General features: G+C 70.7%; 10 protein-coding genes. 2 read left to right on the top strand and 8 right to left on the bottom strand.

Features of this window, described 5'->3' with window-relative positions; genetic code table 11:
- Positions 1 to 51: 51 nt before the first annotated feature.
- The gene (locus tag ACIO52_RS13960) at positions 52 to 840 is read right to left on the bottom strand and encodes an META domain-containing protein (protein ID WP_402644022.1); all 789 of its coding nucleotides are present in this window, start codon (positions 838 to 840) and stop codon (positions 52 to 54) included.
- A gap of 117 nt (positions 841 to 957) precedes the next feature.
- Between ACIO52_RS13960 and ACIO52_RS13965 the strand changes: the two genes are divergently transcribed.
- Both ACIO52_RS13965 and secG read left to right on the top strand, forming a co-directional pair.
- Positions 958 to 2,544, top strand: a complete 1,587-nt coding sequence (locus ACIO52_RS13965; protein ID WP_374104855.1) for an MFS transporter — start codon at positions 958 to 960, stop codon at positions 2,542 to 2,544.
- A 34-nt stretch (positions 2,545 to 2,578) separates the two neighbouring features.
- Positions 2,579 to 2,812, top strand: coding sequence for a preprotein translocase subunit SecG (gene secG, locus ACIO52_RS13970; RefSeq protein ID WP_218718250.1), 234 nt, complete (start codon positions 2,579 to 2,581; stop codon positions 2,810 to 2,812).
- A gap of 74 nt (positions 2,813 to 2,886) precedes the next feature.
- Here the strand turns inward: secG and ACIO52_RS13975 are convergent, their stop codons facing one another.
- The 7 genes from ACIO52_RS13975 to tkt form a co-directional block, all read right to left on the bottom strand.
- A complete protein-coding gene (locus ACIO52_RS13975; RefSeq protein ID WP_402644026.1) occupies positions 2,887 to 5,040 on the bottom strand; it encodes a thiamine pyrophosphate-dependent enzyme in 2,154 nt (717 codons plus the stop codon).
- Positions 5,041 to 5,280: 240 nt separating this feature from the next.
- Positions 5,281 to 6,039: a hypothetical protein gene (locus ACIO52_RS13980; RefSeq protein WP_316575303.1), complete on the bottom strand. Its 759-nt coding sequence runs from the start codon at positions 6,037 to 6,039 to the stop codon at positions 5,281 to 5,283.
- Between the two features lie 112 nt (positions 6,040 to 6,151).
- Positions 6,152 to 6,937 (bottom strand): 6-phosphogluconolactonase, encoded by a 786-nt coding sequence (gene pgl, locus ACIO52_RS13985; protein ID WP_402644030.1) that lies wholly within the window; start codon positions 6,935 to 6,937, stop codon positions 6,152 to 6,154.
- Complete coding sequence (gene opcA / locus ACIO52_RS13990; RefSeq protein WP_218718247.1) at positions 6,930 to 7,838, bottom strand: glucose-6-phosphate dehydrogenase assembly protein OpcA; 909 nt, start codon at positions 7,836 to 7,838, stop codon at positions 6,930 to 6,932. Before opcA ends, pgl begins: the two co-directional genes overlap by 8 nt.
- Positions 7,835 to 9,406, bottom strand: coding sequence for a glucose-6-phosphate dehydrogenase (zwf, locus tag ACIO52_RS13995; RefSeq protein WP_402644034.1), 1,572 nt, complete (start codon positions 9,404 to 9,406; stop codon positions 7,835 to 7,837). Before zwf ends, opcA begins: the two co-directional genes overlap by 4 nt.
- A 4-nt stretch (positions 9,407 to 9,410) precedes the next feature.
- The gene (tal, locus tag ACIO52_RS14000) at positions 9,411 to 10,547 is read right to left on the bottom strand and encodes a transaldolase (RefSeq protein WP_402644035.1); all 1,137 of its coding nucleotides are present in this window, start codon (positions 10,545 to 10,547) and stop codon (positions 9,411 to 9,413) included.
- Between the two features lie 5 nt (positions 10,548 to 10,552).
- Positions 10,553 to 12,694, bottom strand: coding sequence for a transketolase (gene tkt / locus ACIO52_RS14005; RefSeq protein ID WP_218718244.1), 2,142 nt, complete (start codon positions 12,692 to 12,694; stop codon positions 10,553 to 10,555).
- Positions 12,695 to 12,834: the final 140 nt, after the last annotated feature.

A 12,834-nucleotide genomic window follows, 5' to 3' on the forward strand; every position in this document is an offset into this window, starting at 1 on the left:
TACGCGCAGGGCCGGAAACCGACGAGGTTTCCGGCCCTGTGTCGTTCGCCGCTACTGCGCGTGCAGGACCAGGCCGTTGCCGTTGTCGTTGCGCAGGGTGAGGGTGTCGCCGTCGATGGTGGCGGTCGTGCGGCCGTCGAGGGCGCGCAGCACGCTGCTCTCGACCTCCATGACCTCCGGCGCGCACATCATCTTGGTGGTGGCGATCGCGAAGTTCACCGCGTCGCCGGGGCCGACGCCGGCCGTGCCGGTCATCCGGTTGCAGCCGGCCATGCCGTTGACGGTGCCGCCCTCGCCGATCGTCAGGTTCGGGCTCACTTCGTCGAGGGTGGTGGAGCGGACCTGTCCCTGCGGCGTGATCAGCGTGGTGACCACCCAGGTGGTGCCGGTCAGCGGCTTGTCCGGGGTGACGATCTTCTTGTCGGTGAGATGGACGGTGACCGACGTGCCGGTCAGTGTCAGTTTGTCGCCGTCGAGGCGCCAGGCGGGGGCGGACTCCAGGAAAGTGTTCTGCCAGGCGTCGGCGCGGCCGCGCTCGCCGGCGCACGCCATCATGGTGCCCGCCAGCGGGGACGTGCGCAGGACGTGGTCGCTCAGGTCGACGGTGCCGCTGCTGGTGTTGCAGCCGGAGTTCGCCGAGATACGGCCGTCGGCGAAGGTCAGCGTCATCGGGCCGCCGCCGGGGATCGTGTCGCCGTCGACCTCGGTGGAGATATACGTGTGTCCCATCGGGGTGGCCGTGTCGTCGGGTGCCTTCGGCTCCTCGGCGGACGAACAGGCCGTGGCCGCGGCGGTGGCGAGCACACAGAGCGCGGCGAGACGGATCAGTGTTGCCGACATGCCGCCCATCGTACGGCTCGGGGTGCGGCGAATCCGTCGTCCGACCGCACCGGGTCGCGCACCGTTGCGCACCCGTTCCCGGTCGTTCGCCAGGGATATGCTCGGCGGGTGAGCAGCGTGGCGGCCGAACCGGTGTCGACGTGGGCGCCGTTGCGGTCGCCGGTGTACCGGGCGCTGTGGATCGCGCAGCTGGTGTCGAATCTGGGCACCTGGATGCAGACGGTCGGCGCGCAGTGGATCCTGGTCGACGCGCCGAACGCGGCGGCCCTGGTGTCGTTCGTGCAGACCGCGCTCGCGCTGCCGGTGATGCTGCTGTCCATCCCGTCCGGGGTGCTCGCCGATCTGGTCGACCGGCGCAGACTGCTGATCGGTGCGCAGACCGGCATGGCGCTGGCCTCGCTGACCCTCACCGTGTCCACCGCGACCGGACACACGACGCCCGCGGTCCTGCTGACCCTGCTGTTCCTGCTCGGCTGTGGACAGGCGCTCACCGCGCCCGCCTGGCAGGCGATCCAGCCCGAGCTGGTGCCGCGCGACCAGATCACCTCCGCGGCGGCGCTGGGCAGCATGAGCGTCAATATCGGCCGCGCGGTGGGGCCCGCGGTGGCCGGTGTGATCGTCTCGATCGCCGGGCCGACAGTGGTCTTCGGGTTCAACACCGTCTCGTTCGTCGGCATCGTCGTGGTGCTGCTGATGTCGACGTGGCCGACGCGGCCGCGCATCCTGCCCAGCGAACGTCCGCTCGCGGCGCTACAGGCGGGCACCCGGTTCATCCGCGCGGCGCCCGCGATCCGGCGGGTGCTCTTTCGCGCCATCCTGTTCATCGCGCCGGCGAGCGCGGTGTGGTCGCTGCTGCCGGTGATCGCGCACGATCGGCTGGGCCTGGCCTCCGACGGCTACGGCTTGCTGCTCGGCGCGCTCGGACTCGGCGCCGTCTGCGGCGCGCTGGCGCTGTCCCGGCTGCGGGTGCTGTTCACGCCCACCCAGCGGCTCGCGCTGGCGGCGGTGCTGTTCGGACTCGGCGCGGTGGCGACCGCGCTGGTGCCCAGCGTGCCGGTCGTGCTGATCCTGCTGATCGGGGCGGGGCTGGCCTGGCTGCTGGCGATGTCGACGCTGAACTCGACGATGCAGCTGCTGTTGCCCGCCTGGGTGCGGGCCCGCGGGCTGTCGGTGTACATGCTGGTGTTCATGGGTGGGCAGGCCATCGGCTCACTGCTGTGGGGCCTGGTCGCCGGCGCGTACGGTGCGGTGGCGGCGCTGCTGATCGCGGCGGTCCTGCTGGCCTGCTGCGCGGTGAGCACGGTGTGGTGGCCGATCCGGCACAACGTGGAGGAGATCGACCTCTCCCCGGCGGCCTTCTGGCCGGAACCGCAGCTCGTCGTCGAACCCGACCCGGAGGACGGCCCGGTCCTGGTGATGCGCGGCTACGACGTGCCGCCCGAGGACGTCGCGGTGTTCACCGAGTCGATGGCGCTGGTCGGGCGGTCCCGCCAGCGCACCGGGGCGATGGAATGGCGGCTCTACCGTGATGTCGGCACCGTCGACCGATTCGTCGAGGCGTTCGTCGTGCGGTCGTGGGCCGAGCACATGCACCAGCATCGGGTCCGCCTGACCGCGCGCGACGAGGAGATCGAGCTGATGGTCGCGGGCTGGTCGGCCGGGGCGCAGACGGTCTCCCACCTGGTCGCGGTCGAGCCTGGTTAGACCCACCGCCCGTCGACCCCATAGGATGGTCGCCATGTCGCTGTTCCTCGATATCCTCCTTGTGATCACCAGCGTGCTGTTGGTGCTGCTGGTGCTGCTGCACCGCGCCAAGGGCGGCGGCTTGTCCAGCCTGTTCGGTGGCGGCGTCCAGTCGAGCCTGTCCGGCTCCACCGTGGTCGAGAAGAACCTCGACCGCATCACGATCTTCGTCGGCCTGGTCTGGCTGATCGCGATCCTCGGCATCGGCCTGGAGATCAAGTTCGCCTGAGTTCGCCCGAACTCCGCGCTCGACCCTGCCGCCACGCACCGCGTGACGGCAGGTTTTCGTCTGCGCCGAGGTCGTCAGCGCACCGACCAGACGACCCGCTGTGCCGCGGCCTCGATGGCGTCCTCGCTCAGCAGGACCGTGTCCGCCGCCGGGCCGAGTGGAACGAAGCTGTCCGCGCTGGTGACGCGGGCGAGCGTGCCCTGGAATCCCGCGTCGACGAGGGCCGCGAACACCGATTCCGACACCCCGCCGCTGCGGCGGGTCTCGTCGGCGACGAGCACGCGTCCGCTCGCCTCGGCGTGGTGGAGTAGGTCGGCGACCGGGAGCGGATTGAGCCAGCGCAGATCCAGGACCCGCACCCGGATCCCCTGCGCGGCCAGCCGATCCGCGGTTCGCAGGCTCATCGGCACCCCGTTGCCGAAGGTGACCAGGGTGAGATCGGTGCCTTCCCCGTAGCCGCGGGCGCGGCCGATCGGGACATGGTCGGATGTCGGTGCGGCGAGCCAGGATTCGTCGCCGGGATGCAGATCCCGGGTGTGGTACAGCGCGATCGGCTCGACGAACAGGCATACGCGGCCGTCGACCCTGGCGGCGGCGACACAGGTCCGCAGCATCGCCGCCGCGTCGTCGGCGCGGGCGGGTACGGCCAGCACGACGCCGGGGATGTCCCGCAGCGCCGCCAGGGAATCGTCGTTGTGGAAGTGGCCGCCGAAGCCCTTCTGATAGGCGAGCCCCGCGATCCGTACCACCATCGGATTGCGGTACTGACCCTTCGAGAAGAACGACAGCGTCGCCGCCTCACCCCGGATCTGATCGGCGGCATTGTGGACATAGGCCAGGTACTGGATCTCCGGAATGGGCACGAAGCCCGCCAGCGCGGTGCCCAGCGCGGTCCCGAGGATGCTCTGTTCGTCGAGCAGCGTGTCGAAGACCCGGCGCGCGCCGAACCGTTTGCGCAGCCCCTTGGTGACGCCGTAGACCCCGCCCTTGCGACCGACGTCCTCGCCGAAGACCAGCACGTCGCGATCGCGGGCCAGCAGTTCGCCCAGGGTGTGGTTGATCGATTGGGCCAGCGTCATCGGTGGCACCGGTGAATCGGCGTGGCCCCGCAGCACATCGGCCCGGACCGCGTCGGGGGTGGCGGGCGCCAGCGGCGCGGTGACCGCGCCCGCCGAGCTCAGGCGGGGTTCGCGCACCACCTTCTCGGCCGTCTCCCGCACGACCCCGCCGATGCGGTCGTAGCGGGCCAGCAGGTCGGCGGTGTCGGCGATCCCGGCGGACACCAGGTAGCGGGCGGTGCCGAGCAGCGGATCGCGGGCCAGGTCGGCGGCGATCTCGGCCGGGCGGCGATAGGCCGCCTCGACATCGGAGCCCGCGTGCCCGCCCAGCCGCACCGTGCGCAGGTGCAGGAAGACCGGCACCCGCCAGGTCCGCGCGAGATGCACCGCGTCGTCGGCGGCACCGAGGACGTCGGGCAGCTCGCAGCCGTCGGCGGCGAGGTAGGTCAGGCCCGGCCGGGGACCGTAGTCGCGTTCGATCCAGTCCGGCGGTGTCGGCACGCTGATGCCCAGACCGTTGTCCTCGCAGACGAACACGATCGGCATCGGCACGCCCTGGTGCGACGCGTGCACGGCGGCATTGATCGCCCCCGCCGCGGTGGAATGGTTGGCCGAGGCGTCACCGAAACTGCACACCACCACCGCGTCGGCCGGCCACGGGCACGCCACCTCCTGGCGCGCGGCCCGATCCAGCGCGAAGGCCAGACCGACGGCGCGCGGTAGGTGCGAGGCGATCGTCGAGGTCTGCGGGATGATCGCGGCCTGCTTGCTGCCGAAGACCTTGTGCCGGCCACCGGAGATGGGATCGGCGGCCGCGGCGACGACACCGAGCAGCACGTCCCGGATCGGATCGAGGCCGATCACCCGGCGGCACCGCTGCACGAAGAAGGCGCCGGAGCGGTAGTGCAGCAGGGCGGGGTCGTCGACGCGCAGCGCCGCCGCCACCGCCGCGTTGCCCTCGTGTCCCGAGGATCCGATGCTGTAGTACCCCTGCCGGGCGGCGCCGAGCCGGCGCGCGGTCAGGTCGAGATGCCTGCTGGTGACCTGGGATTCGAAGATCTCGATCCCGACGGCCGCGTCGATCGCCGGCGGCGCGTCGGTGCGCAGCGGGACCGTCAGCTCCGTGAGGGCGGTACGGAACGCCGCGTCGAGGTCGACCGGCCCGCTCATGGTCGAACCCGACCCGAAGCGGCGACTCCACGAATCTCGCGCATCGTCAGCACTCCTCGCTCGAGTCGAGTCGACGTCCGTTCCGCCGGCCTGCCCAGGACTCCGATGCTAGGCGCTCCGGTGGTCGAACCAGGGCGTTCACGCGAGGTCGACCGGTGGATGTCGTGGTCGCGGCACCAGCACCTGCCGTCGGTGTCGTCGAACGGGCTCGGCTCGGCGATCGGGCCGCCTGAGCGGGCGCTACTGCTCGGCAGGCGGCGGTGTCTGCTCGCGGGGGACGACCCACAGGGCCTCCGCGAGGGCGCAGAGGTCGCCGTCGCGGGTGGAAAGGGCAACGCCCACCGTGTGTTTGCGGCCCTCGCTGCGGATCGCCCAGGCGTGGGTGATGTACTCCGCCCCTGCCGGGACCGGCCGGAATCGGGTGGCGGTGAGGGCCGCGGTGACCGCGCCGCGGGCCATCTTCTGGAACGTCCAGGCGGCGATGCCGCCGGGGCAGTCGAGAGCGGACCAGACGATCTCCGGTGGCAGTTCGCCGGAGTCGTCGGCGAGGCTCAGGTCGGGTGTCCACGCGGCGGCGACCATCGGCCGGTCCGGGACCGGCCAGGGGAACAGACGCAGACCGTGGCCGGGGGAGCACTCCACACCACAGCCGAAGCAGTCGGTGACCGGGCGGTGCGGGCTCGCGAGCGCGGCGTCGGCCGCGCGCTTGGCCGCCGACCAGGACGGGCCGGGCGGCGCGGTGATGTCGAGAGTGGCGGGAGCGGCCTGAGCCAGGACGGCACCGGCGGCGTCGGTCAGGATCGCGTGTCCCGGTTCGGCGGTGGGCAGGGCGATCGGCGTCTCGATCGGGACCGCGCGGCGGAAATCGACGCGCACGGTATCGGCGCCGGAGCGGCGGGCCAGCAGTCCGGCGACGTAACCGCCGAACGCCACCTGCGGATAGCCGTGCACATGGGCCGGAATCGTCACCGTCTCGGTCTGGATCATGCTGATGGTCACCCTTTCGGCCGTGGAACACCCCCGACGATATCGATGTGTCGTCGGCGCCGGCAGGCAGGGTGCGCACGCGAAAGGGCCGGGCCCAGCGGGACCCGGCCCTTCGGCGACGCGATTACTCCTCGTCGAGGAGCAGGTCGGCGGCGGCGGCCTCGTCGACGACCCAGGTGGTCGATTCGATGCCGACCGCGCCGGCCGACGGGACGTCGTCGGGGGAGGCCCCGTTGACGGCGGCGGCGACCGCGGCCGCCTTACCGACCCCGCTGACCACCAGCATGACGTGGCGGGAGCGATGGATCGCCGGCAACGTCAGCGAGACCCGGGTGGGCGGCGGCTTCGGGCAGTCGTGAACCGCCACAACGTAATCCGTGGTCTCCCTGATCGCCGGGGAATGCGGGAACAGCGAGTTGATGTGCCCCTCGGGACCCATGCCGAGCACGGTCAGGTCGAACTCGCCGCGCTCGTCGAGCTCGGTGTGCACGATCTGCGCGTACGCGGCCGCCGCGGCCTCCGGGGAGCCGTAGGTCCCGTCGGACGGGGCGATCGGGAACACGTGCGCGGGGTTCAGCGGGACGAAGTCGAGCAGCGCCTGCCTGGCCTGCAGCTCGTTGCGGTCCGGGTCGCCGTCGGGCACGAAACGCTCGTCGCCCCAGTAGACGTAGAGGGTCGACCAGTCGATATCGCCCGGGTTCTGCCGGACCCGCTCCAGCAGCCGGATGCCGTCGCTGCCGCCGGTGAGCGCCACCGAGGCGGTGCCGCGCTCGGCCTGGGCGGCGACGATCACGTCGACGAAGCGCTCGGCCGCGGCATCGGCCAGACCGTCGGGGTCGTCGTGGACTTCGATGGTGTTGGCGGGGAATTCGGCGCCGAGCTCGTCGTGCACGTCGATGTGGTCACTCATAGGTCACCTTCTCGATTCCGGCGAGCGCCTCGGCGTAGATCTCGTCGGCGTCGAGCCGGCGCAGTTCCTCGGCGAGGCAGTCGCGAGTTTCCCGGCGCGCCAGCGCGATGCGCTGGTCGGGTTCACCGGTGCGGGTCAGCGTGGCGGTCCTTCCTAGTTGCGGTCGGCTGATGGCGATCGAATCCGTGCCGCGGTGCAGTTCCACCCGCAGCTCACCCGTCTTGCGGACGACGGGACAGTTCAGTCGCGCGGCCAGCCAGCCCGCCAGGGTGTCCAGCGCGGGCTCACTGGCCAGGCCCGACACGGTCACCGAGGTGACCGGTTCGAACGGCGGCTCGTCGAGCGCGGCGGCCAGCAGCGCCCGCCAGTAGGTGATCCGGCTCCACGCCAGATCGGTGTCGCCCACCGCGTAGGAGTAGCGGCGCTTCTTGATCGCGGCCTGCGGATCGGGCGCGAAGGTGGCGTCGGTGATCCGGCGCTTGGCCAGCTTGCCCACCGAGTCCATCGACGGGAACTCGGGCGCGCCGCGCGGCCACCATGCCACCACGGGGGTGTCGGGCAGCAGGAACGGGGTGACGACGCTGCTCTCGTGGTTCACCAGCGGACCCTGCAACCGCAGCACGATCACCTCGGCCGCGCCGGCGTCGCCGCCGACCCGGATCTGGGCGTCGAGGCGGGTGTCGGCGTCGCGGTCACCGCGGGCCAGCACGATCACCCGGCAGGGGTGCTCGCGGCTGGCGTCGTTGGCGGCGTCGATCGCGTCCTCGGCCTCGGAGGAGTCCAGGGTGCAGACCACCAGGGTGAGCACCCGGCCCTGGGTGATGACGCCGTTGGTCTCGCGCAGCTGCACCATCTTCTTGGCCACATCGACCGTGGTGGTGTCGGGCATGTCGACGATCACGGGCGCCGCCACTCCCGCCCGCTGCGCGCGAGCATCTCCTCGGCCGAGATCGGACCCCAGGTGCCGGCCTCGTAGGGTTCGGGCTTGCCCTCGGCCGCCCAGTGCGCGAGCACCGGATCGAGGATGCGCCAGGACAATTCGACCTCCGCGTTGACCGGGAACAGCGAGGGCACACCGAGCAGCACGTCCAGGATCAGCCGCTCGTAGGCCTCGGGGGAGGATTCGGTGAACGCCTCGCCGTAGCTGAAGTCCATGTTCACGTCGCGCACTTCCATGCCCGAGCCCGGCACCTTGGAACCGAAGCGCAGGGTGATGCCCTCGTCCGGCTGCACCCGGATGACCAGCGCGTTCTGGCCGAGCTCCTCGGTCATCGTCTGGTCGAAGGGCAGGTGCGGGGCGCGCTTGAAGATCACCGCGATCTCGGTGACCCTGCGGCCCAGGCGTTTTCCGGTGCGCAGATAGAACGGGACACCGGCCCAGCGGCGGTTCTCCACGTGCAGGGTGATCGCGGCGTAGGTCTCGGTCCGCGACTGCGGATCGAAACCCTCCTCCTCGTGCAGGCCGACCACGTGCTCGCTGCCCTGCCACCCCTCGGTGTACTGGCCGCGCGCGGTCGTCTCGTCCAGCGGCTCGACGAGTTTGGTGGCCGAGAGCGCCTTGATCTTCTCGGTGGTCAGCTGCTGGGGCTCGAAGGAGGTGGGTTCCTCCATCGCGGTGAGCGCCAGCAGCTGCAGCAGATGGTTCTGGATGACGTCACGGGCGGCGCCGATGCCGTCGTAGTACCCGGCGCGTCCGCCCAGGCCGATGTCCTCGGCCATGGTGATCTGCACGCTGTCGACGTAGTTGGCGTTCCAGAGCGGCTCGAACAACTCGTTGGCGAAGCGCAGCGCCAGGATGTTCTGCACCGTCTCCTTGCCGAGATAGTGGTCGATGCGGAAGACCTGCTCCTCCGGGAACACCCGGTTGACCAGCGCGTTGAGTTCCTTGGCGCTGGCCAGGTCGTGGCCGAAGGGCTTCTCGATCACCACCCGGCGCCACGGCAGGTAGCCGTCGGCGTCGGTGCCGGCGGGCTGGGCGAGCTTGTGCTCGGAGAGCTGGTCGAGCACCACCGGGAACATGTTCGGTGGGATCGACAGGTAGAAGGCGTAGTTGCCGCCGGTGCCGCGGGTGGCGTCCAGGGTGCGCAGGGTGTCGGCGAGCGTCGCGAAGGCGGCGTCGTCGTCGAAACTGCCCTGGACGAACCGCAGCCCCTCCGCCAGGTGGTCCCAGACCTCCTGGCGGAAGGGGGTGCGCGCGTGCTGTTTCACCGCGTCGAGGACGACGGCGGCGAAGTCTTCGTCGGCGTAGTCGCGCCGGGCGAAGCCGACCAGGGCGAACCCGGGCGGCAACAGGCCCTGGTTCGCGAGGTCGTAGATGGCCGGCATCAGCTTCTTGCGGGACAGATCTCCGGTGACACCGAAGATCACCATGCAGCAGGGGCCCGCGATGAAGGGAACCCGTTTGTCTCGTTCGTCGCGCAGCGGGTTATGCCACAGCCCCGCCTGATCCGTCGATGCTGTGCCGGCCATCGGGTCAGTTGCCCCCCGCCGCCGCGGAGTTCAGCTCGCCGGTGGTGGCTTCCAGCAGTTCGTTCCAGGCCGCCTCGAACTTGTCGACGCCCTCGCGCTCGAGCAGGGCGAACACGTCGTCGAGGTCGATGCCGACCGCGCTCAGGTCGGCGAAGACCTGCGCGGCCTCCCCGGCCAGACCGCTGAGGGTGTCGCCGCGCACCTCGCCGTGATCGGCGAAGGCCTGCAACGTCTTCTCCGGCAGCGTGTTCACGGTGTTCGGGCCGACCAGCTCGGTGACGTAGAGGGTGTCCGAGTAGTCCGGGTTCTTCACGCCGGTCGAAGCCCACAGCGGCCGCTGCCGGTTGGCGCCCTGCGCGGCCAGGTGGTTGTAGGTGGAGGTGTGCGCCCCACCGTCGAACACGTCCTGGTACTCGGCGTAGGCGAGCCGGGCGTTCGCGACGCCGGCCTTGCCGCGCAGCGCCAGGGCCTCGGGGGTGCCGATGGCCTCGAGACGCTTGTCGATCTCGGTGTCCACGCGCGAGACGAAGAACGAAGCGACGGAATGGATCTTGGCCAGGTCGTGGCCGCCGATCTTGGCGTTGCGCAGGCCGTCGAGGTAGGCGCCCATCACCGCGCGGTAGCGCGGCACCGAGAAGATCAGCGTCACGTTGACGCTGATGCCCTCGCCGATCACCGCGGTGATGGCGGGCAGGCCCGCCTCGGTGGCCGGGATCTTGATGAACAGGTTCTTGCGGTCGACGATCTTCCACAGCTCGATGGCCTGGGCGACGGTCTTGTCCGCGTCGAAGGCGAAGCGCGGGTCGACCTCGATCGACACCCGACCGTCGACACCGTTGCTGGCCTCGAACACCGGGGCGAGCACGTCGCAGGCGGCGCGCACGTCGTCGGTGGTCATGGTGCGGATCGCGGCGTCGGCGTCGGCGCCCTGAGCGGCCAGCTCTTTCAGCTGACCGTCGTAGTCGTGGCCCTGGCTCAGCGCGGCCTGGAAGATGCTCGGGTTCGTGGTGACACCGACGACGCTGCGGGTCGCGATCAGGTCGGCGAGATTGCCGGACTTGATCCGATCACGGGACAGGTCGTCGAGCCACACCGAGACCCCCGCGGCCGAGAGCGCGGCGAGATTCTCGTTCTGTGCCATTGGTTTTACCCCTTCACCTTGTCGGTCGAACGCAGCGCGGCGGCGACGACGGCATCGGCGGTGATACCGAACTCGGAGTACAGCTTCTTGAAGTTGGCGGAGGCGCCGAAGTGCTCGATCCCGACGACCTCACCCGCGTCGCCGACGAACCGGTGCCACGGCATCGCGATACCGGCCTCGACGGCCACCCGGGCGCGCACCGAGGGCGGCAGCACCTCGTCGCGGTACCCCTGCTCCTGCGCGTCGAACCATTCCACGCACGGCATCGAGACCACACGGGTCGGGATGCCCTGCTCCTCCAGCGTAGTGCGCGCGGCGACGGCGAGCTGGAGCTCGGAACCGGTGCCGATCAGGATGACCTGCGGGGTGCCGGTGGAGGCCTCGGCCAGGATGTAGCCGCCCTTCTTGACACCCTCGTAGCTGGTGCCGGCCAGGGTCGGGACGTCCTGACGGGTCAGCGCCAGCGCGGACGGGCCGTCCTGGTGCGGCGCGTCGTAGGTCGCGAAGTGCGAGGTGTGCTCGTCGGAGTCGCGCTCGAGGATGGTGCGCCAGGCGTGCACGGTCTCGTTGGCGTCGCCGGGCCGGACCACGTTGAGGCCGGGAATCGCGCGCAGCGCGGCCAGGTGCTCGATCGGCTGGTGGGTGGGGCCGTCCTCGCCGAGACCGATGGAGTCGTGGGTCCAGACGTAGATGGCGGGCACCCGCATCAGCGCGGCCAGGCGCACGGCCGGGCGCATGTAGTCGGAGAACACCAGGAAGGTGCCGCCGTAGGGGCGGGTCGGGCCGTGCAGCGCGATGCCGTTGAGGATCGAGCCCATCGCGTGCTCACGGATACCGAAGTGCAGGGTGCGGCCGTAGGGCTGCGCCTTCCACATGCCGGTCGAGATCGACTCCGGACCGAAGCTCGGCTGGTTGGGCATGGTGGTGTTGTTGGACTCGGCCAGGTCGGCCGAACCGCCCCACAGCTCCGGCAGCTCGTCGGCGACGGCGGCGAGGAACTTGCCCGACGCCTTGCGGGTGGCCATGCCCTTCGGGTCGGTCTCGAAGGTCGGCAGCGCCTCGACCCAGCCCTGGGGCAGCGCACGGGCCTGCAGGCGGTCGAACAGCGACTTGTTCGACGGGTTGGCCTCGGCCCACGCGTCGAAGCTCTGCTGCCACTTCGCCTTCGCCTCGGCGCCGCGGCCGAGGGCCGCACGGGTGTGCTCGATGACGGCCGGGTCGACGTCGAAGGACTTCTCGGGATCGAAGCCGAGCGCCTTCTTCACGGCGGCGACCTCGTCGGGGCCCAGCGCCGCGCCGTGCACGCCACCGGTGTTCATCTTGTTCGGCGCGGGGAAGCCGATGATGGTGCGCAGGATGATGATCGACGGCTTGCCGGTCTCGGCCTTGGCCGCCGCGATGGCCGCCTCGATCGCCACGACGTCCTCGCCGCCCTCGACGATCTGCACGTGCCAGCCGTAGGCCTCGTAGCGCTTGGCGACGTCCTCGGTGAAGGCGATGTCGGTGTCGTCCTCGATGGAGATCTCGTTGTCGTCGTAGATCACCACGAGGTTGCCCAGCTGCTGGGTGCCCGCGATCGAGGAGGCCTCGGCGGTGACGCCCTCCTGCAGGTCGCCGTCGGAGGCGATGGTGTAGATGAAGTGGTCGAACGGGCTGGTGCCCGGCGCGGCCTCGGGATCGAACAGGCCACGCTCACGGCGGGCGGCCATCGCCATGCCGACCGCGGAGGCCAGACCCTGCCCCAGCGGGCCGGTGGTGATCTCGACGCCGTCGGTGTGGCGGAACTCGGGGTGGCCCGGGGTCAGCGAGCCCCACTGGCGCAGGTTCTCGAGGTCGGTCAGCTCCAGGCCGAAACCGGCCAGGTACAGCTGCACGTAGAGGGTGAGGCTGGAATGCCCACAGGAGAGCACGAACCGGTCGCGGCCCACCCAGCGCGGCTCGGCCGGGTCGTGGCGCATGGTGCGCTGGAAGAGCGTGTAGGCGACCGGCGCGAGACTCATCGCGGTACCGGGGTGCCCGTTGCCCGCCTTCTGCACCGCGTCGGCGGCGAGCACGCGGGCGGTGTCGACGGCCTTGGTGTCGAGGTCCGTCCAGTCGCTGGGGTAGTTCCGCTGAGTGAGGGCGCGAATGTCGTCTGTGACTGACACGACCGTGGTTCTCCTGACCTAGGTTTCGTCGACGGCGATACATGGCAGCGGCGATGGGTGTCTGATGCGGATCGCACGCGGCCGGGGGTGCGTACCGATGTACATCCATACCCTAGTGGTGGTGCTCGGTGGGACCGGCG

The sequence above is a fragment of the Nocardia sp. NPDC087230 genome, assembly GCF_044744725.1.
Taxonomy (GTDB): domain Bacteria; phylum Actinomycetota; class Actinomycetes; order Mycobacteriales; family Mycobacteriaceae; genus Nocardia; species Nocardia canadensis.